Annotated in this window: 18 protein-coding genes and 1 tRNA gene; 15 read left to right on the top strand and 4 right to left on the bottom strand. The window is 64.9% G+C overall.

From position 1 onward, the window contains the following. Positions 1-215: 215 nt before the first annotated feature. Positions 216-300 (bottom strand) — tRNA-Leu (locus tag QTH97_RS02615). An 84-nt stretch (positions 301-384) separates the two neighbouring features. Here QTH97_RS02615 and rnr point away from each other — a divergent pair. Both rnr and QTH97_RS02605 read left to right on the top strand, forming a co-directional pair. Further along, positions 385-2,631 carry a ribonuclease R gene (gene rnr / locus QTH97_RS02610; RefSeq protein ID WP_286566460.1) on the top strand — a complete coding sequence of 749 codons (2,247 nt, stop codon included), beginning with the start codon at positions 385-387 and terminating at the stop codon, positions 2,629-2,631. A 15-nt stretch (positions 2,632-2,646) separates the two neighbouring features. After that, positions 2,647-3,408 (top strand): SDR family oxidoreductase, encoded by a 762-nt coding sequence (locus QTH97_RS02605; protein ID WP_286566459.1) that lies wholly within the window; start codon positions 2,647-2,649, stop codon positions 3,406-3,408. A gap of 16 nt (positions 3,409-3,424) precedes the next feature. On the opposite strand, the gene QTH97_RS02600 is transcribed toward QTH97_RS02605, so the two are convergent. From QTH97_RS02600 to QTH97_RS02590, 3 genes are read right to left on the bottom strand one after another with little or no spacing between them, the layout of a single operon-like run. Next, a complete protein-coding gene (locus tag QTH97_RS02600; RefSeq protein WP_286566457.1) occupies positions 3,425-4,900 on the bottom strand; it encodes an NAD(P)H-hydrate dehydratase in 1,476 nt (491 codons plus the stop codon). A gap of 20 nt (positions 4,901-4,920) precedes the next feature. Beyond that, entirely contained in the window at positions 4,921-6,177 is a 1,257-nt protein-coding gene (locus QTH97_RS02595) for a D-amino acid dehydrogenase (RefSeq protein ID WP_286566456.1), read from the bottom strand. A gap of 56 nt (positions 6,178-6,233) precedes the next feature. Next, positions 6,234-7,568, bottom strand: coding sequence for an amidase (locus tag QTH97_RS02590; protein WP_286566455.1), 1,335 nt, complete (start codon positions 7,566-7,568; stop codon positions 6,234-6,236). 198 nt (positions 7,569-7,766) lie between these two features. On the opposite strand from QTH97_RS02590, the gene rpsB reads away from it, so the two are divergent. From rpsB to lpxA, 13 genes are all read left to right on the top strand, one after another. Further along, positions 7,767-8,522: a 30S ribosomal protein S2 gene (gene rpsB, locus QTH97_RS02585; protein WP_286566454.1), complete on the top strand. Its 756-nt coding sequence runs from the start codon at positions 7,767-7,769 to the stop codon at positions 8,520-8,522. A 112-nt stretch (positions 8,523-8,634) separates the two neighbouring features. After that, positions 8,635-9,558: a translation elongation factor Ts gene (gene tsf, locus QTH97_RS02580; RefSeq protein WP_286566452.1), complete on the top strand. Its 924-nt coding sequence runs from the start codon at positions 8,635-8,637 to the stop codon at positions 9,556-9,558. A gap of 92 nt (positions 9,559-9,650) precedes the next feature. Next, entirely contained in the window at positions 9,651-10,373 is a 723-nt protein-coding gene (gene pyrH, locus QTH97_RS02575; protein WP_286566451.1) for a UMP kinase, read from the top strand. Between the two features lie 28 nt (positions 10,374-10,401). Beyond that, positions 10,402-10,965 (top strand): ribosome recycling factor, encoded by a 564-nt coding sequence (gene frr, locus QTH97_RS02570; RefSeq protein WP_286566450.1) that lies wholly within the window; start codon positions 10,402-10,404, stop codon positions 10,963-10,965. 1 nt (position 10,966) lies between these two features. Next, on the top strand, positions 10,967-11,701 hold the full coding sequence (uppS, locus tag QTH97_RS02565) for a polyprenyl diphosphate synthase (RefSeq protein WP_286566449.1): 735 nt from the start codon (positions 10,967-10,969) through the stop codon (positions 11,699-11,701). A 4-nt stretch (positions 11,702-11,705) separates the two neighbouring features. Continuing rightward, positions 11,706-12,551, top strand: coding sequence for a phosphatidate cytidylyltransferase (locus tag QTH97_RS02560; RefSeq protein WP_286566448.1), 846 nt, complete (start codon positions 11,706-11,708; stop codon positions 12,549-12,551). Further along, on the top strand, positions 12,548-13,735 hold the full coding sequence (gene ispC, locus QTH97_RS02555; RefSeq protein WP_286566447.1) for a 1-deoxy-D-xylulose-5-phosphate reductoisomerase: 1,188 nt from the start codon (positions 12,548-12,550) through the stop codon (positions 13,733-13,735). Before QTH97_RS02560 ends, ispC begins: the two co-directional genes overlap by 4 nt. 24 nt (positions 13,736-13,759) lie before the next feature. Next, positions 13,760-15,130: an RIP metalloprotease RseP gene (gene rseP / locus QTH97_RS02550; protein ID WP_286566446.1), complete on the top strand. Its 1,371-nt coding sequence runs from the start codon at positions 13,760-13,762 to the stop codon at positions 15,128-15,130. A gap of 38 nt (positions 15,131-15,168) precedes the next feature. Continuing rightward, the gene (bamA, locus tag QTH97_RS02545) at positions 15,169-17,580 is read left to right on the top strand and encodes an outer membrane protein assembly factor BamA (protein ID WP_286566445.1); all 2,412 of its coding nucleotides are present in this window, start codon (positions 15,169-15,171) and stop codon (positions 17,578-17,580) included. Then, positions 17,580-18,110 (top strand): OmpH/Skp family outer membrane protein, encoded by a 531-nt coding sequence (locus QTH97_RS02540; RefSeq protein WP_286566444.1) that lies wholly within the window; start codon positions 17,580-17,582, stop codon positions 18,108-18,110. The genes bamA and QTH97_RS02540 overlap by 1 nt, the downstream gene beginning before the upstream one ends. Positions 18,111-18,124: 14 nt before the next feature. After that, positions 18,125-19,111 carry a UDP-3-O-(3-hydroxymyristoyl)glucosamine N-acyltransferase gene (gene lpxD / locus QTH97_RS02535; protein ID WP_286566443.1) on the top strand — a complete coding sequence of 329 codons (987 nt, stop codon included), beginning with the start codon at positions 18,125-18,127 and terminating at the stop codon, positions 19,109-19,111. Beyond that, positions 19,108-19,557: a 3-hydroxyacyl-ACP dehydratase FabZ gene (fabZ, locus tag QTH97_RS02530; RefSeq protein WP_286566442.1), complete on the top strand. Its 450-nt coding sequence runs from the start codon at positions 19,108-19,110 to the stop codon at positions 19,555-19,557. The genes lpxD and fabZ overlap by 4 nt, the downstream gene beginning before the upstream one ends. Positions 19,558-19,567: 10 nt before the next feature. Then, complete coding sequence (gene lpxA / locus QTH97_RS02525) at positions 19,568-20,356, top strand: acyl-ACP--UDP-N-acetylglucosamine O-acyltransferase (RefSeq protein ID WP_286566441.1); 789 nt, start codon at positions 19,568-19,570, stop codon at positions 20,354-20,356. The last annotated feature ends 6 nt before the right edge of the window (positions 20,357-20,362 follow it).

The following is a 20,362-nucleotide window of genomic DNA, read 5'->3' as shown; positions in this document are numbered from 1 at the left end:
AACGGAATTGCCACGAGGCTCAAAGGAAGCCATTGGCCAAGATCGGAGTGGAAAACATGGGGACAGTGTTGGGAACACCGTGGGACCGCGTCAAGCAGGGCTCATTGGGAGTCTTCCGGTGATTGTCGGGGGATGCGTCCCCCGCTTTCTGTCCCCGCGGACAACAAAAAACCCCGGCAAATCAATGACTTACCGGGGTTTCGTTGTGTTTACTGTGGTGCCCAGAAGAGGACTCGAACCTCCACGATGTTACTCGCTAGTACCTGAAACTAGTGCGTCTACCAATTCCGCCATCTGGGCCCACATAACTGCCGAAGCAGTTATGTTTTGAATTTCAGGAAAGAAAGAGATCATATCATCAAAAACATAGGCCATACCAGCGGCTTGCTGGATGAAGTTGAAGGCACGGTCCAGGGACATCGCGACGGACACGGTTTCGTGCAGCGGGACGACGGTGAAGCCGATATCTATCTGCCCCCCAACGAGATGCGCGCGGTGCTGCACAAGGACCGCGTCAAGGCGCGCGTCGTGCGCCAGGACCGACGCGGACGTCCCGAGGGCCGCGTGGTTGAGATCGTCGAGCGTCCCGAGCAGCCCATCATCGGCCGGCTGCTCCACGAAGGCGGCGTCTGGCTCGTGGCGCCCGAGGACAAGCGCTACGGCCAGGACGTGCTGATTCCCAAGGGCGCGACCGGTACGGCGAAGGTCGGGCAGGTCGTGGTCGTGCAGTTGACCGAGCCCCCCGCGCTGTTTGGCCAGCCGGTCGGTCGCGTGACGGAAGTGCTCGGCGAGATCGACGATCCGGGCATGGAGATCGAGATCGCGGTGCGCAAGTACGGCGTGCCGCACGAGTTCTCCGAGGCGTGCCTCGCCGAAGCGAAAGCATTGCCCGACAAGGTGCGCCCCTCCGACAAGAAGGGCCGCATCGATCTGACCGACATCCCGCTGGTGACCATCGACGGCGAGGATGCACGCGACTTCGACGATGCCGTGTACTGCGAGCCTGCGAAGGTCGGCCGCGGCAAGGGCTGGCGCCTGCTGGTCGCGATCGCCGATGTCAGCGCCTATGTGCAGACCGGGTCGGCGATCGACATCGATGCCTACGACCGCGCGACCAGCGTGTACTTCCCACGCCGCGTGATTCCGATGCTGCCGGAAAAGCTGTCCAACGGGTTGTGCTCGCTCAATCCCGAGGTCGAGCGACTGTGCATGGTGTGCGACATGCTGGTGGCTGCCGACGGCGAGATCTACGCCTATCAGTTCTATCCCGCGGTGATGTGGAGCCACGCGCGCTTCACGTACACCGAAGTGGCGGCCATCCTCGGCAACACACGCGGACCGGAAGCGCTGAAGCGCAAGGAACGCGTCAAGGACTTGCTGAACCTGGCCGACGTCTACCGCGCACTGCTCAAGCAGCGTTCGAAGCGCGGTGCGGTCGACTTCGAGACCACCGAGACGCAGATCATCTGCGATGACGCCGGGCGCATCGAGAAGATCGTGCCGCGTACGCGCAATGAAGCGCACCGCCTGATCGAGGAAGCGATGCTGGCAGCCAACGTCTGCAGCGCCGATTTCATCGCCGAGGGCAAGCATCCCGGCCTGTACCGCGTGCATGAAGGCCCGACCCCCGAGAAGAAGGAAATCCTTCGTGGCTACCTCAAGGCCATGGGCGTGGGCCTGTCGATCACGGACGACCCCAAGCCCGGGGAATTCCAGGCCATCGCCGACGCCACGAAGGAGCGTCCGGACGCCCAGCAAATCCACACCATGCTGCTGCGCTCGATGCAGCAGGCGATCTACACGCCCATCAACAGCGGCCACTTCGGACTCGCCTACGAGGCCTACACGCACTTCACGAGCCCGATCAGGCGCTATCCCGACCTGCTCGTGCATCGCGTGATCAAGGCCATCCTGGGCAAGACCAAGTACCAATTGCCGATGTTGCCGACACCTGGCGAAGCGCACGCCAAGCTGGCGAAGCGGCTCGCGTCGCGCGTGAAGTCGCCGACGTCCAAGCCGCAGAAGGCCACTGTTGCGCCAAGCAGGGAAGTCCTGGCGTGGGAAGCCGCTGGCCTGCATTGCAGCGCCAACGAGCGACGCGCCGACGAGGCCAGTCGCGACGTCGAGGCATGGCTCAAGTGCAAGTACATGCGCGAGCATCTCGGCGAGGAATATGGCGGCGTGGTCACGGCGGCCACCACCTTCGGCATCTTCGTCACGCTGGACGCGATGTACGTCGAGGGCCTCGTTCACATCACCGAACTTGGGGGCGAGTACTTCAAGTTCGACGAACAGCGCCAGGAACTGCGTGGCGAGCGCACCGGCATCCGCTATGCCATCGGTACGCGCGTGCGAGTTCAGGTGAGCCGCGTCGACCTGGACGGCCGAAAGATCGATTTCCGCCTGGTGCGCGAAGGCGAAGAGTTGAGCGCCCGGGCCATGAAGGACAAGGGCGCCGCTCCGACCGGCGTTCCCGCCAAGGCATCGGCCAAACGCAGCGCGCGAAACAAGCCCGAAGCCGAGCGGTCCGACCGCGCCGCTGCGGCAGCGCCACAATCGGCGATGCAAGCCTTCAGGACTGCCGTCAAGAAGGCTGCCAACAAGATGAAAGGGCGCAAGCCGCGCCGTTGATCCAAGGAGATACGAATGAGCGTTGAGAAGAAGAGCCGCATCGCGATCGTCACGGGCGCGGGTACCGGCATTGGCCGTTCTGCAGCATTGGCGTTGCTCGGCGATGGTTGGAGCGTTGTGCTGGCGGGCCGTCGCCTGGAGCCGCTGGAACAGGTGGCCGAGGAATCGGGCGCCGGCGCGCGGGCCTTCGCGGTTCCGACCGATGTCGCCAATCCGGAATCGGTGCAGGCTTTGTTCGCTGCGGCGGTCGAGCGCTTTGGTCGCGTGGACCTGCTCTTCAACAACGCGGGCGTGGGCAACCCGCCCGGGCCGTTCGAGGATTGGACTCCCGAGCAGTGGCGCGGCGTGGTCGACATCAACCTCAGCGGCATGTTCTTTTGCATCCAGCAGGCGTTCCGCACGATGAAGGCGCAAACGCCGCAGGGCGGCCGGATCATCAATAACGGATCGATTTCCGCCACCGCGCCGCGACCGAACTCGATCGCCTACACGGCGACCAAGCACGCCGTCGAAGGGCTCACCAAGACGGCGTCATTGGATGGGCGCAAGCACGACATCGCGGTGGGCCAGATCGATGTCGGCAATGCGCTGACGGAACTCGCCGCGCGCATGGCAAAGGGCGTGCCGCAGGCCAATGGCGAGATCGCGATCGAGCCGGTGATGGATGTGTCCATCGTCGGGCAGTCGGTGCTCTACATGGCCAACCTGCCGCTGGAGGCGAACGTGCTCTTCCACACGGTGATGGCCACCAAGATGCCCTTCGTCGGGCGCGGGTAGCGGGCGCTCGACCGGATCAGGGCCTGGCAGGAAGGCCGCGCGCGAGCGCGCTCGCGCTGAGGGGGATGTGTTCTGGCCAGCGATCGGCCAGATCGCCGTGTCGCCAGACTGCTTCGCACGCGGCCGCCATCGCCGGGCGGCCTGCGGCCAGCGCAGCGCCCACCATGCCGGCGAGGACGTCGCCGGTGCCCGCTGTTGCCAGGCGCGCATTGCCGCTGGTGTTGATGACCGGTGTTTCACCGCCATGGGCGATGACCGTGCCCGAACCTTTGAGCACCACGACAGCGCCGTAGCGCTCAGCGAGGCGGTTCGCCGAGCCAATCCGATCGTTCTGTACGTCCCGGGTGGCCGCGCCCAACAACCGGGCCGCTTCCAGTGGATGCGGCGTCAGAACGGTAGGCAGCCCCGTTCGGCATCGGGATATCAGCAAGCCCTGCAGGGCGCTGTCGCCGGCAATGGCGTTGAGCGCGTCCGCATCGAGCACCAGCGCACGCGCAGTTTCCACCACCAGCGGTAGCGCTTCGAGCACCGCCGAACCACCGCCGCAGCCGCAAACGACCGTCATCGCGCCGAGATCCAGGCTTTCGTGGCCACGGAACATCAGCTCTGGTTGCACGAAGTCGAGCGGCGCAATGTCCGTGTCCAGAAGGGCAGCGAAAACTCGACCGGCACCGGCGTTGAGCGCGGCCGAAGCCGCCAGCAAGCCGGCGCCCGCCATGCCGCGCGCGCCGCCGATCACGGCGACGTCGCCATAGCTTCCCTTGTGCGATGACTGCCAGCGGACGGGCGCCGGCGACGTGCCTTGCAGCCGAGCCACGGGCGCTTCGTTGCCCGGGGCAACGCCGAGGTCGTCAAACCACACGTCACCGGCCGCATCGCGCCCCTGCGCTGTGAACAGGCCGGGCTTGAGGGTCAGCAGGCTGAGACACAAGCGGCGAAAGCCGGGGATGCCAGACGCAGGCGTGGCAAGGAAGTCCGCCGAGAGAGTGCCGGTATCCGCATTCAGCCCGGATGGCGTATCCACGCTCAGCACGGGCGAGCGAGCCGCGTGCATTCGTCGCAGCCAGTCCATCATCAGTCCGTCGGGCGGCCGGGTCGTGCCAATCCCCAGCAGCGCGTCGATGGCGAGATCAGGGTGTTCCGGAGGTGCATTCGAGAACTGCACACCCGAATCTCGCGCGTTCTGCAGCGACGCGCGCGCATCCGAAGGCAGGCGGCTCTCATCGCCGATTCGGGTGACGACCGTCGCGAAGCCCCTTCGCTGCAGTTGCGCCGCCGCTTCGAACCCGTCGCCGCCGTTGTTGCCGGGCCCGCAGGCCACCCAGATCGTGCGCGCCTGGGGCGCCGTCGCCATCGCCAGGCGTGCCACCGCAAGGCCCGCACGCTGCATCAGCGTGTGAGGCGCCAGCCCAGCCGCGGCCGCTTGCTCCATCCGGCGCGCGGCCGCAATGTCGAACAGGGGCAGGGCGGCGGCGGATGTGATGCGTTGCATGGAAGTTGACGGCTCGGCCGTCAGTGTTGCAGCAATCGCTCGATTCCGAGCCCCTCGAGATCGATGCCGGCATCACGCCCGGCCATGAGATCAGCCAGGACGCGTGCGCTTCCGCAAGACAGCGCCCAGCCGCTGGAGCCGTGCCCCAGATTCAGCCAGACACCCGGAATGCCGCTCGGGCCGATGATCGGCGGGCCGTCGGGCAGCATCGGACGCGCACCTTTCCATTGCTGCACGCCGGCCTGCAAGGTGACCGCGCCCGGGAACCAGTCCTGCAGCACCTTGTACAGCGTCTTGAGTGAGGCGGGATTCAAGGTTCCGGGCGAGCCGCCCAGTTCGGCGCTGCCTGCCACCCGCACCCGCAGGCCGAGCCGGGAAATCGCGACCTTGTATCGCTCGTCCATCACCGCGCTGCGCGGCGCATTCAGCGGTTCGCGGATGCTCGCGCTGATCGAGTGGCCGTAGACGGGCGCCAGGGGAACTTGCAGGCCGAGCGGTTTGAGCAATCGCGCGGACGCGACCCCTGCACACACCACGACCGCATCGAAGCGATGACCTTCGGAACCGCTCGCCAGCGACAGTTCGGTCGGCGCGGCGCGGCTCAGCGGCGCCAAGTCGCAGTTGAAATGGAACTGCGCACCGAGGGCCTCGGCCTCCCACTTGAGCAGCAGGGCAAACTGCCTGCAATTGGCCACCTCATCGTCCGGCAGGTGAATGGCGCCGACGAGGCTCGTATCCGTGGAGAGTGCCGGCTCGATCTTTCGCGCTTGGTCGGCATCGACTTCGCGGAAGGTGCTCCCGGCCTCACGCAGGACATCGAGCCCGGCCTGCACCAGCTTTTTCTCGCGCTTGGAGCGCAGCAGCACGAGGTAGCCGTCGCTGCGTTCGTAGTCCAGGTCGCAGGCCTCGGTGATCGCGTGCAGGCGGGTGCGGCTGTAAAAGGCCAGCCGCTGCATGCGCGCGCGATTGGCCAGATAGGTCTCGAGCTTGCAGGCGCGTTGCCAGCGCGCCATCCAGCCGACGTCACGGACGGACAGGGGCCATCGCAGCTTGATCGCGCCGTGCGTGGACAGCAGCGAGCGCAACACCTTGCCGCGCATTCCCGGGCCGGCCCAAGGCGTCACATAGCCGGGCGCGACGACGCCCGCGTTGGCAAAGCTCGATTCTTCAGCGGCAGCGCCGCGGCGCTCGAAAACGACCACCTCGTGGCCGTCGGAGGCCAACTCCCATGCAGTGGTGACGCCGATGATTCCGGCTCCCACGATCGCGATTTTCATTCGGTTCTTTGCGGTGAAATTTGTTCGTCGGCGCCTGAGCGCGCCTGGCAATCGCGTTATCGCTCTTGTTCTTGAAGTGCGCGCTCGGCCTGCAGCGCGACGGCGAGCACGGCGTCGTCGTGCAGGGCAGCATGCCAGAGCATGAGGCCAACGGGCAACTCGCCCGCGAGGTGGCACGGGATCGAGATGGCGCAGCCGTCGAGCATGTTGACGACGGAGGGGTTGCGCAGCAGCAATGCATTGACGCGGAAGAACTCGGGGTCGCGCGCGTCGCCGGGGGCAACGCTCGCGATGGTCGGCGCGGTGATCGGCACCGTCGGCGACAGCACCGCGTCGAACGAGGCAAGCGAGCGCTCCATGCGTGCGATCCAGCCGCGGCGGGCATGGCCGAGCTCGATGTACTCGTGCGCCTTCATGGTCGCACCCTTGAGGATGCGCTGCGCGACACGCGGGTCGTAGCCAGCGCCGCTGCGCTCCATCAGCAGGCGGTGCCAGGCATAGGCCTCGGCGGCCGAGAAACCGCCGGTCGAGTTGATCGAGGGCAGGTCGGCCAACTCGGCGAGGCCGATTTCCTCGATGCGCGCGCCCGCGCTGCGCAGGGTCTCGAGGGCGCGTTCGAAGGCCTGCGCGACCACGGGGTCCAGGTCGTCCAGGAACAGGTCCCTGACCACGGCGAGCCGGTAGGCGGCCAGCGGTGCGGTGCCGGCCGTGACCCGGCGGGCGGCGAGGATTTCGTGCGCGGTGATCGCGTCTCGCACCGAGCGCGTCATGGCGCAGACAGTGTCGAGCGTGGTGGACAGCGGCACTGCGCCCTCCGTCGGAACCAGCCGCGCCGTGTTCTTGAAGCCTACGATGCCGTTCAGTGCAGCAGGGATGCGGATCGAGCCGCCGGTGTCCGACCCGAGCCCGATGAAGGCCGCGCCGCTCGCCACGGACACGGCAGCTCCCGAGGACGATCCGCCGGGGATACGGGGCGTGGCCGGGTCGTTCGGGTTTGCCGGCGTACCGTGGTGCGGGTTGACGCCCACGCCCGAAAAGGCGAACTCGGTCATGTTGGTGCGGCCCAGCAGGGCGCCTCCGGCGGCCCGGAGGCGGGCGACTGCCGGCGCGTCAGCCTTGGCCGCCGGCGCATGGTTCAGCACGACCGAGCCGGCGGGCGTCGGCTGTCCGGCGACATCAAACAGGTCCTTGACCGAAAAGGCCAGGCCGGCAAGGGGCTGGCGGGGCGCGGCAGCCGCGGCGGCCTGGCGGGCTTCGTCGAACATCTTGCGCGTGAAGACGTGATCGCAAGCAGCCGATTCGGCCGCGGCAATGGCCTGCTCCATTTTGGTGCGCGCATCGGAGGTGCCGGCCAGCAGGGCGAGGCGGGTGGCGTGCAGGTCTGGGCGCATGGTCTGGGTGGCTGGGAAATGTGGGGAGGGAGGTGCGTGCTATACTCTTTGGGTTTCGCCCCGGATACTTTCCCGCTGCGAAACGCATCCGCAAACCAGTCCATTCAAGGTGTTGTGAGCTCCGTTCCATCGAAGAAATTCGAATGAATGGCACACAAAACGGGCTGGATTTTAGACCCAACCTTTGGAGTTATTCCTATGTCGACCACCATGCGCGAAATGCTGGAAGCCGGTGTCCATTTCGGTCATCAAACCCGCTTCTGGAACCCCAAGATGGCCCCGTTCATCTTCGGCCATCGCAACAAGATTCACATCATCAACCTGGAAAAGTCGCTTCCGATGTTCCAGGACGCGATGAAGTACGCCAAGCAGCTCACCGCCAACCGCGGCACCATCCTGATGGTCGGCACCAAGCGCCAGGCCCGCGAAATCGTCGCGGCTGAAGCTCGTCGTGCTGGCGTTCCCTACGTCGACACCCGCTGGCTCGGCGGCATGCTGACCAACTTCAAGACCGTCAAGACCTCGATCAAGCGCCTGAAGGACATGAAGGCCCAGCTCGAAGCCGGCCTCGACAGCCTGAGCAAGAAAGAGCAACTCACCTTCACGCGCGAAATCGAGAAGCTCGAGAAGGACATCGGCGGCATCCAGGACATGACCGCGCTGCCCGACGCCATCTTCGTGATCGACGTGGGCTTCCACAAGATCGCCGTTGCCGAAGCCAAGAAGCTGGGCATTCCGCTGATCGGCGTGGTGGATTCCAACCACTCGCCCGAAGGCATCGACTACGTGATCCCCGGCAACGACGACTCGTCCAAGGCCGTCACGCTGTATGCCCGCGGTATCGCCGACGCGATCATCGAAGGCCGTTCGAGTGCCGTCAACGATGTGGTGAAGGCTGTGTCCGAAGGCAATTCCGACGAGTTCGTCGAGGTCGAAGAGGGCGCTTCCGCCTGATTTGCGCTCGCACGAGCCTGAAGAAGGGGCTTCGTTGCCCCTTTTTTTTAATCTGATTTTCGTGGCGCCCGGTGCCGGTCGCTGCAACTGACAAACCGAACGGAGAACACACATGGCAACAATCACCGCAAGCATGGTCGGCGAACTGCGCGCAAAGACCGACGCGCCGATGATGGAATGCAAGAAGGCCCTGACCGAGGCCGACGGCAACATGGACAAGGCCGAAGAACTCCTGCGCATCAAGCTGGGCAACAAGGCTGGCAAGGCTTCCGGCCGCATCACGGCAGAAGGCGTGGTCACGGCCTTCGTCGAAGGCGATGCCGGCGCGATGATCGAAATCAACTGCGAAACCGACTTCGTCACGAAGAACGACAGCTTCCTCGCAATGGCCAACGCCGCTGCCATGCTGGTCGCCAAGCACAACCCCGCCGACCTCGCCGCGCTGGGCGCGCTGCCGTACGAGCAGGACGGCTTCGGCCCCACGCTTGAAGACGTGCGCAAGGGCCTCGTCGGCAAGATCGGCGAGAACATGAGCTTCCGCCGCTTCAAGCGCTTCGCCGGCAACGGCAAGCTGGCTTCGTACCTGCACGGCACGCGCATCGGCGTGATGGTCGAGTTCGAAGGCGACGACACCTCCGCCAAGGATGTCGCCATGCACATCGCCGCCATGAAGCCGGTCGCGATCTCGAGTGCCGACGTCCCCGCCGACCTGATCGAGAAGGAACGCGCGGTTGCAGCCGGCAAGGCCGAGGAAGACCGCAAGACGGCCGAAGCCGAAGGCAAGAAGCCGCAGCCGGCCGACATCGTTGCCAAGCGCATCGAAGGCGGTGTGCAGAAGTACCTCAAGGAAGTGTCGCTGCACAACCAGGCTTTCGTGAAGAACGACAAGCAGACCGTGGAGCAGATGCTCAAGGCGGCCAACACGTCCATCAAGGGCTTCACGCTCTACGTGGTGGGTGAAGGCATCGAAAAGAAGGTCGACGACTTCGCGGCCGAAGTGGCCGCGCAGGTCGCTGCCGCCAAGGCCGCGGCGTAAGTCACGCCGTCCGGATCGGTGGCGCATGGTGCGCTGCCGAATCCTTCTGTCACGTTTTACACTCGCCCCGCCAACTTCCAAAGGAACGATCCATGCACGAACCCCGCCCAGCCCACAAGCGAATCTTGTTGAAGCTGTCGGGTGAGGCATTGATGGGTGACGACGCTTTCGGCATCAACCGCGCAACCATCGTCCGCATGGTCGGCGAGGTGGCCGAGGTTGTGAACATGGGCGTCGAAGTGGCTGTCGTGATCGGCGGCGGCAACATCTTCCGCGGCGTCGCGGGAGGCTCCGTAGGCATGGACCGCGCCACGGCCGACTACATGGGCATGCTGGCGACGGTCATGAACGCGCTCGCCCTGGCTGACGCGATGAACAAGCAGGGCCTGATTGCCCGCGTCATGTCGGCCATTGCCATCGAGCAGGTGGTGGAGCCCTACGTGCGTCCCAAGGCGCTCCAGTACCTGGAGGAAGGCAAGGTCGTGATCTTTGCCGCCGGCACCGGCAACCCGTTCTTCACGACGGATACGGCGGCTGCGCTGCGTGGCGCCGAGATCGGCGCCGAGCTGGTGCTGAAGGCGACGAAGGTTGATGGCGTCTACACCGCGGATCCCAAGAAGGATCTGAGCGCGACCCGTTACGCCCGGCTGAGCTTCGATGAAGCCATTGCGCAGAATCTCGGCATCATGGACGCCACCGCCTTCGCGCTGTGCCGCGACCAGAACCTGCCCATCAAGGTGTTCTCGATCTTCAAGAACGGCGCGCTCAAGCGGGTCGTCATGGGCGAGGACGAAGGCACGCTGGTGCATGCCTGACAAGTCAGGGATCCAAGGAATCGTAGAGATGACCACCATTGCAGAAATCCGCAACGCAACCGACGCGAAGATGAATCAGTCGCTCGCCGCGTTCCAGAACAACCTCACCAAGATCCGCACGGGTCGTGCCAATCCGGCGCTGCTGGATTCGATCCATGTGGACTACTACGGCTCGTCGGTGCCGCTGTCGCAGGTCGCCAATGTCGCCCTGCTCGATTCGCGCACCATCAGTGTCCAGCCCTGGGAAAAGGGCATGGGAGCGAAGATCGAGAAGGCGATTCGCGAGAGCGACCTGGGCCTGAACCCCGCCTCGATGGGCGACCTGATCCGCGTGCCGCTGCCGCCGATGAGCGAGGAGCGCCGCAAGGAAATGACCAAGCTCGTCCGCAATGAAGGCGAAAGCGCCAAGATCGCGACCCGCAACCTGCGCCGCGATGCCAACGACGCGATCAAGAAGCTGGTCAAGGACAAGCTCGCCTCCGAAGACGATCAGAAGCGCGCCGAAGGCGAGATCCAGAAGGTGACCGATCGCCACATCGCCGAGATCGATCGACTCGTGACGGCCAAGGAAGCCGAGATCATGGCGGTCTGACGTGAAGCCCGCGCGTGCCGTCCCCCATCACATTGCCATCGTCATGGACGGCAATGGGCGCTGGGCCACGCGCCGCTTCCTGCCTCGCGTCGCGGGGCACAAGCAGGGCGTCGAGTCCCTGCGACGTTGCGTCAAGGCCTGCGTGGCCCGTGGCGTCGGCGTCCTGACCGTCTTTGCTTTCTCGTCCGAGAATTGGAATCGTCCTGTCGAGGAAGTCTCGGGATTGATGGACCTGATGGTCGGCGCGCTGGGCCGCGAAGTGCCGAAGTTGAGCCAGGACGGCGTGCGGTTGCACTTCGTCGGCGAGCGCGGCGGACTGTCCGAAAAGATCATCGCGGGCCTCCTCCAGGCCGAGGCCGCGACGGCCCACAACAACCGGCTCGTGCTGAACGTTTGCTTCAACTATGGCGGCCGATGGGACATCGCCAGGGCGGCAGCGCAGATCGTCGAGCGTGGCGAGCCGCTGACCGAGGCCAATCTCGATGCGGCCATGGCCTTGTCGCATGTGCCCGATCCCGATCTGTTCATCCGCACCGGTGGCGAGCAGCGGCTCTCGAATTTTCTCCTGTGGCAGAGCGCCTACGCCGAGTTGTTCTTCAGCGATCGCCTGTGGCCCGAGTTCGACGAGGCCGCGCTGGACGACGCGATTGCCGCCTTCCAGCTCCGTGAACGCCGATTCGGACAGACTTCCGCGCAAATCGGTGCCAGCGCGCAGCCCGATCAGCAAGTAGCCTGAGCGCATGCTCAAACAACGAATCATCACTGCGGTCGTCTTGCTGGCGATCCTGCTGCCCGCGCTCTTCTATCCTTCGCACGTGCCGTTCGCCTGGGTCATGCTGGCGCTGATCGGCGCCGCGGCCTGGGAATGGGGGCGCCTGAATGACTACGGTCCGCGCCTGTCGCTGTTTCTCGGCGTCGAGATGGTCTTGCTTTGCGGGCTGTCCTGGTGGCTGGGCTTGCTCGAAGTTCCCTTGCTGGCAGTCTGGATCGTTGCCAGCGCCGCCTGGGTCCTGGGGGGTGCTGCGCTGCTGCGCGTCGCCGTGCCCGGCTGGCCGCGGGTGCCCAAGGGCCTGCGCCTGGTCGGCGGCCTGCTGGCGCTGTGGGTGGCCTGGCTGGCGGCTGTACAAGCACGCATGGTGGGGGTCAATTTCCTGCTGTCGATACTGGTGCTCGTCTGGGTGGCCGACGTTTTTGCGTACTTCACCGGCCGGGCCTTCGGCCTCAAGTTCACCCGAAACAAGCTCGCTCCCTCCATCAGCCCCGGCAAGAGTTGGGAAGGCGTCTGGGGCGGCATGGCTGGCGTGGTCGTCCTCGCACTGGCGTGGGTCTGGGCCGATTCGGCAGCACAGCCTTCCGACCCGAGCCTCTATACGCGTCTGACCGAGCGTGGTTGGTGGCTGTTGTTGATCAGCGTGGTGTTCCTCGCAGCCATGAGCGTGGTGGGCGACCTGGTCGAATCCCTGATCAAGCGCAGCGCCGGCGCCAAGGACAGCAGCGGGCTGTTGCCTGGCCATGGCGGCGTGCTCGACCGGATCGATGCGCTTCTTCCCACCCTGCCTATTGCAATGATGTTGGCATTTTTGTGAACGCTTCCAAACAACGCATCACGGTGCTCGGCTCGACAGGATCCGTCGGTGTCAGCACGCTGGACGTGATCGCGCGACATCCCGAGCGCTTCGAGGTCTTCGCCTTGTCGGCCGCGACGAAGGTCGACGACATGCTCGCCCAGTGCGCCCGTTTCTCCCCCAGGTTCGCGGTCATGGCCAGTCCCCCGCACGCCGCGTTGCTGGCGGACAAGCTGAAGCAGAGCGGCATGTCCACGCGAGCGCTGAGCGGCGAGGGTGCCCTCGAATCCATCGCTTCGCACGAAGAGACCGACGCGGTCATGGCCGCCATCGTCGGTGCGGCCGGACTGGGTCCCTGCCTCGCGGCGGCCCGCGCCGGCAAGCGCTTGCTGCTTGCCAACAAGGAAGCCCTGGTCGTCGGCGGCGATCTGTTCATGCGAACCGTGCGCGAGGGCGGAGCGACCCTGCTGCCAATCGACAGCGAGCACTCCGCCATCTTCCAGTCATTGCCGGAAGACCCGGCGACCTGGTCGCGTCGCATCGACAAGATCATCCTGACTGCTTCCGGCGGCCCGTTTCGCAACCGCGCTCCGGAAACCTTGGCGGCCGTCACACCCGAGCAAGCCTGTGCCCACCCCAACTGGGTGATGGGCCGCAAGATCTCGGTGGATTCCGCGACGATGATGAACAAGGCGCTCGAGGTGATCGAGGCCCGCCACCTCTTCGGCGTAAGGCCGGATCAGATCGAGGTCGTGATTCACCCGCAGAGCGTGGTGCATTCCATGGTGCAGTTCACCGACGCCTCCGTGATCGCGCAGTTGGGCACGCCGGACATGAGGGTCCCCATCGCTGTCGGGCTCGCATGGCCCGAGCGCATCGACAGCGGCGCCGGCCGGCTCGACTTCCGCCAGATGGCCGCATTGACTTTCGATGCGCCGGACGCCGCGCTCTTTCCCGGCCTCGGCCTGGCGTGGCACGCGTTGCGCGCCGCGCCTGGAACCACCGCGGTGCTGAACGCTGCCAATGAAGTCGCCGTCGAGGCCTTCCTGGATCGCCGACTGCGCTTCGACCGCATTCATGCGGTCAACATGGAAACTTTGGAGCTCGTGCATCCCTCCAATCCGGCATCGCTCGCGGATCTGCTTGCCTTGGACGCCAGCGCCCGTGCGGCTGCCAACGCGGCGGCGCTTCGCTTCGCAGCCTGACGCCCTCAACTTCCGGACCATCCGATGCTCACAGTCGTTGCCTTCGTCGTTGCGCTCGGCCTGTTGATCGCCGTGCATGAATACGGCCACTATCGGGTTGCCGTGGCGTGCGGGGTGAAGGTCCTGCGCTTCTCGGTCGGATTCGGCAAGACGCTCTATCGCTGGCAGCCGAAGCACCAGCATCCGGGGCAGGACACCGAGTTCGTCATCGGCGCTTTCCCGCTCGGCGGCTACGTGAAGATGCTTGATGAGCGAGAGGGCCCGGTCGCGCAGGAAGAGCGCCATCGCGCATTCAATACCCAGCCGCTGCGTTCGCGCGCGGCCATCGTCGCGGCCGGTCCTATCGCGAACCTGCTGCTGGCGGTGGTGCTCTACACCGTCGTCAACTGGATCGGGGTCCAGGAGCCTGTTGCCAAGCTCGCCCGGCCGGTGGCGGCCTCCCTGGCCGAACGTGCGGGGCTCAGCGGTGGCGAGCACATCACGCGCGCGGGCTTCGGCGGAGAACTGGAGCCGGTGGAGTCTTTCGAAGACCTGCGCTGGCGCATGACACGCGGCGCGCTCGATGGGCGCGACCTCACGTTGGAGATCGCGGGCGAGGGCGGCCGACCCGCTCGACAAGTCATTCTGCCGTTGAGCCAGATTGAAGCCAAGGATGCGGATGCGCAGATGTTCCGGAAGATCGGGCTCGTCACGCCGCTGACGCGCCCCGAAATCGGCGAGGTGATGGCTGAGGGCGCGGCCGAGCGTTCGGGCCTGCGCGCCGGCGACCTCGTGCGTTCGGTCGGCAGCACGGCCATCGTCGATGGTCAGCAACTGCGCGAAGCGATCCGTGCGTCGGTCGATGGCGGGCAACCACTCACGCAGCCATGGCAGGTGGAGCGGGGCGGGCAGACGGTCCGCATCGAAGTGACGCCTGATGTGCGCGACGAAGGCGCCGGAAAGGTCGGCCGCATCGGGGCCTATGTCGGGACGCCGCCCGAGATGGTGCTGGTCCGCCAGGGTGTCGTCGAAGGTGTCTGGCGCGGTGTGGTCAGGACCTGGGAAGTGTCGGCGCTCACCGTGCGCATGATGGGCAAGATGCTGATTGGCGAGGCCTCGCTCAGGAACCTGAGCGGACCACTGACGATCGCCGACTACGCGGGCAAGTCCGCAAGCATGGGGTTTACCCAATACCTCGTGTTCCTGGCTCTGATCAGCGTGAGCCTGGGCGTGCTGAACCTCATGCCGCTGCCGGTCCTCGATGGAGGGCACCTGATGTATTATCTTTGGGAGGGCCTGACCGGCAAGAGCGTCTCCGATGCATGGATGGAACGGCTTCAGCGCGGCGGTGTCGCGCTGCTGCTGGTCATGATGTCGATCGCACTCTTCAACGACGTCACGCGGCTCTTTGGTTAACTTTCTGCCGGCCCCTTCCGCGCCGGTTCAATTCACAGATGAACACAACATTCAGTCGCTTTCGCCTGCGCAGCGTCGCCGCGGTGGTGGTAAGCGCACTTGCAGCCACGGCAGCCTGGGCCGTCGAGCCTTTCACGGTGCGAGACATTCGTGTCGAAGGCCTTCAGCGCGTGGAGCCGGGAACGATCTTCGCTTCGCTGCCCTTCCGTGTGGGCGATACCTACAGCGACGAGCGCGGTTCGGCGGCCATCCGGGCACTGTTCGATCTGGGGCTTTTCAAGGATGTGCGCATCGACGTCAACGGCAATGTGCTGGTGGTGATCGTCGAGGAACGGCCGACCATCGCCGACGTCGACTTCGTCGGCACCAAGGAATTCGACAAGGCGGTGCTGCAGAAGGCCTTGCGTGAAGTCGGCCTCGCAGACGGCCGTCCTTACGACAAGGCGCTGGCCGACCGCGCCGAGCAGGAGCTCAAGCGCCAGTACGTGAGTCGCAGCCTCTACAACGCGCAGGTCGTGACCACGGTCACGCCGATCGAGCGCAACCGCGTCAACCTGACGTTTACCGTGACCGAAGGCGACCCCGCGCGAATTCGCGAGGTCCACATCGTCGGCAACAAGGACTTCAGCGAGTCCACGCTGCTCAGCCTGTTCGACCAGGACAGCGGCGGCTGGCTCAGCTGGTACACCAAGTCCAACCAGTACTCGCGCGCCAAGCTCAATGCCGACCTGGAGACGCTGCGCTCGTACTACCTCACGCGCGGCTATCTCGAGTTCCACATCGATTCGACGCAGGTCGCGATCTCGCCGGACCGGCAAGACCTGTCCGTGACCGTGAACATCACCGAAGGCGAGAAGTTCGTGGTCTCGGGCGTCAAGCTCAATGGCAATTTCCTGGGGCGCGAAGACGAGTTCAAGTCGCTCGTGACGATCCAGCCGGGCGAGCCCTACAACGGCGAGCAGGTCACGGAGACGATCCGCGCGTTCAACGACTATTTCGGCTCCTTCGGCTTTGCGTTCGCGCGAGTGGCGGCCGATACGGAAGTCGATCGAGTCAACAATCGCGTCGCGCTGACCATCACCGGAGACCCCGGCCGCCGTGTGTATGTGCGGCGTATCGCGGTCGGCGGAAACAACCGCACGCGCGACGAAGTGATCCGGCGCGAGTTCCGCCAGTACGAAGCCTCGTGGTACGACGGCGACAAGATCAAGTTGTCCCGCGATCGCGTCGACCGGCTCGGCTTCTTCACGGAAGTGAATGTCGACACTCAGGAAGTGCCCGGCACCCCCGACCAGGTCGACCTCTCGGTCAATGTGGCGGAAAAGCCGACCGGATCGCTGCAACTGGGCGCCGGCTTCTCGAGCGCCGACAAGGTCAGCCTGACCTTCGGCATTTCGCAGGAGAACGTGTTCGGCTCGGGCAACTACCTGGGCGTGCAGGTCAATACGAGCAAATACAACCGCACGCTTTCGCTGACCACCACGGATCCCTATTTCACGAAAGAGGGCATTTCGCGCAGCTTCAGCCTGTACAGCACGACGACGCGGCCTTACTACACCGTCGACGGCGATTACAAGCTCGTGAACGAAGGCGGCATCATTCGTTTCGGCGTTCCGTTCAGCGAAGTGGACACGGTCTTCTTCGGTGCCGGTCTCGAGCGCTACAGCTTCAGCCCGGGCAGCAACATCTCCGGGTTGACGCCGGAGTCCTACCGCAGGTACTTCAATTGCAATACCAATGAACTGGGTCTGGTCGCCTGCCAGGACGATTCGGTGTGGGGCCTGCCGCTCACCATCGGCTGGTCGCGCGACGATCGCGACAGCGCGCTGATCCCCACGCGTGGGCGGCTGCAACGAGCCAACCTGGAAGTCGGGGTGGGCGGGGACATGAAGTACTACAAGGGTAGCTATCAGTACCAGCAGTTCTTCCCCATCAACAAGCAATACACGTTCGCGATCAACAGCGAAGTGGGCTATGCCAAGGCCTACGGCGGGAAGCCGTACCCGATCTTCAAGAACTTCTACGCCGGTGGCCTGGGTTCCGTGCGCGGCTTCGAGCAGAACTCGCTCGGTCCGCGAGACATTCCGCTGCTGGGGCAGACCGAGGGTGCTGCCATCGGTGGCACGAAGAAGGCCGTCTTCAACGCCGAGGTGAGCACCCCGTTCCCGGGTGCCGGCAACGACCGGACGCTTCGGCTCTACGGCTTCTTCGACGCCGGCAATGTGTTCGGGGATCGCGATGCCTTCTCGACAGACAAGCAGTGGGACGCGGTCAAGAAGCTGCGGGCTTCCGTCGGCATCGGTATCAGCTGGATTTCGCCGCTGGGGCCGCTGCGCCTGGCCTATGCCTTCCCGGTCGTGTACCAGAAGGAAGACTTCAGCGATCCGCTCAGCCCGATCACGAAGGATAGAATCCAACGCCTGCAATTCCAGATCGGAACCACTTTCTAATGACCCCATTGCTCCGCGTCGCCGGTGCGTTGCTGATTCCCGCGTTCATGGCTGCGGGCGTTCCTGCGCGTGCGCAGGAAACCTTTCGCATCGGCTTCGTCAATCCGGACCGCGTCCTGCGTGAAGCCCAGCCCGCGAAGGCTGCGCAGGCCAAGTTGGAGGCCGAGTTCCTCAAGCGGGAGAAGGATCTGACCGCGCAGGGGGAAGCGCTGAAGGCTGCTTCCGAGCGATTCGAGCGCGAGGCGCCGACCCTGTCGGAAACCCAGCGCGTCGCGCGCCAGCGCGCTTTGGTCGATCAGGATCGTGATTTCCAGCGCCGTCGCCGGGAGTTCCAGGAAGACCTGAACGCACGCAAGAACGAGGAGCTCCAGCAGGTCTACGAGCGCGCCAATCGTGTGGTCAAGCAAGTGGCTGAGGCTGAAAAGTACGACGCGATCCTCCAGGAAGCGATCTACATCAACCCCAAGCACGACATCACCGAGAAGGTGATCAAGGCGCTGAACGCGTCGACTTCTGCCGGCGGCAAGTAGCGCCGCAAATCGGCGTGGCACTGCGGCTAGGCGCAATCATCGAAGCCCTCGGGGGCGAGCTTCAGGGCGATGCCGCGCTGTCGATCGAGCGGCTTGCGCCGCTTGCGACCGCGCAGCCTGATGCAATCAGCTTCCTGAGCAATCCGAAATACCGCAAGGAACTCGCGGATTCGCGGGCCGGGTGCGTCATCGTGTCGCCGGCCATGAGGGACGCCGCTGCGGAACGGGGGGCGTTCATTGTTGCGCCTGATCCGTATCTGTATTTCGCCCGGCTGACCCAGCTCTGGAAGAAGGCGCACGCCAAGCCCGAGCCGGCCCGGATCCACCCCACTGCAGTGATCGATCCGGACGCTTCGATCGATCCGACCGCCCGAATCGGTGCGCTGTGCGTCATCGAACGCGGCGTGCGGATCGGCGCCGACACCGTCCTGAAATCCGGCGTGACGGTCAGCGAGGACTGCATCATCGGCGCGCGCTGCCTGCTGCATCCGGGCGTCGTGATCGGCGCCGACGGCTTCGGCCTCGCGCCCCATGAGGGCGCTTGGGTCAAGATCGAGCAACTTGGCGCCGTGCGCATCGGCGACGACGTCGAAATCGGCTCCAACACGTGCATCGACCGCGGCGCCCTGGAAGACACCGTGATCGAAGACGGCGTCAAACTCGACAACCTGATCCAGATCGGGCACAACGTGCGCATCGGCAAGCACACCGCGATGGCGGGCTGCGCCGCCGTGGCGGGCAGCGCCACGATAGGCGCGTATTGCACAATCGGCGGCCGCGCCGGGGTCCTGGGACACCTGACGATCGTCGACCACGTGCACATTTCATCCACATCCCTGGTCACCCGTTCCATCCACAAGCCTGGCCACTACACTGGCGTGTTTCCCATCGACGACAATGCCTCCTGGGAAAAGAATGCAGCCACGCTCAAGCAACTGCACGGTCTTCGCGAGCGCCTGAAGGCGCTGGAAAAAATGACGATGCAGGACAAGAAATCATGACGACGACGCTCGATATCCATCAAATCCTGAAGCTGCTGCCCCACCGTTACCCGTTCCTTCTGGTGGATCGAGTGCTCGAAATGGAAAAGGGCAAACGCATCTCGGCGCTCAAGAACGTCACCATGAATGAGCCGTTCTTCAACGGCCATTTTCCGCACCGCCCGGTCATGCCGGGTGTGTTGATGCTGGAGGCGATGGCGCAGGCCGCTGCGCTGCTGTCCTTCCATTCGCTCGACATCGTTCCCGACGACAACACCGTCTACTACTTCGCAGCCATCGACGGCGCGCGCTTCAAGCGCCCGGTGGAGCCCGGCGACCAATTGACGCTCGAAGTCGAGATCGAGCGCATGAAGGCTGGCATTTCCAAGTTCAAGGGGCGTGCGCTGGTCGGCGCCGAGCTGGCCTGCGAAGCCACGTTGATGTGCGCTATGCGCCAGATCAACTGAACCTGTTGGCATGACCCTGATTCATTCGACGGCCATCGTCGACCCCCAGGCCGAACTCGACCCGACGGTGAGTGTCGGTCCCTATGCCGTGATCGGCCCGCACGTTCGGATTGGCGCGGGCAGCACGATCGGCGCGCACTGCGTGATCGAGGGCAGGACCACCATCGGGCGCGACAACCGGATCTTCCAGTTCGCATCGCTGGGTGCAGTGCCACAGGACAAGAAGTACGCCGGCGAGCCTACTGAACTGGTGATCGGCGATCGCAACACGATCCGCGAGTTCTGCACCTTCAACATCGGCGTGCCCGGGGCGGGTGGCGTCACGCGGGTGGGCAACGACAACTGGATCATGGCCTACACGCACATCGCGCACGACTGCCGTGTCGATGACCACACCACGCTCGCCAACAACACGACGCTGGCCGGCCACGTGCACCTGGCTGACTGGGTGACAGTGGGCGGACTGACTGGCATCCACCAGTTCGTGTCGGTCGGTGCCCATGCGATGCTCGGCTTTGCCAGCGCGGTCACGCAGGACGTGCCGCCCTTCATGCTGGTGGACGGCAATCCTCTCGCCGTGCGCGGATTCAACCTGGTCGGCTTGCGCCGCCGCGAGTTCTCGCCGGCACGGATTGCGGCCGTGAAGCAAATGCACCGGCTCTTGTACCGGCAGGGCAAGACGCTGGACGAGGCTCGTGCCGCGATCAAGGCCCTTGCTGCCGAGGTGCCCGAATCGGCACCGGATGTCGCGATGATGAGTGAGTTTCTCGCGGGTGCCACGCGCGGCATCGCGCGCTGAGTTGTT

This window comes from Variovorax gracilis (assembly GCF_030317115.1).
GTDB classification, from domain to species: domain Bacteria; phylum Pseudomonadota; class Gammaproteobacteria; order Burkholderiales; family Burkholderiaceae_C; genus Variovorax; species Variovorax gracilis.
Note: the sequence above shows the minus strand (reverse complement) of the source record. Positions and strands in the feature narration are given on the sequence as shown.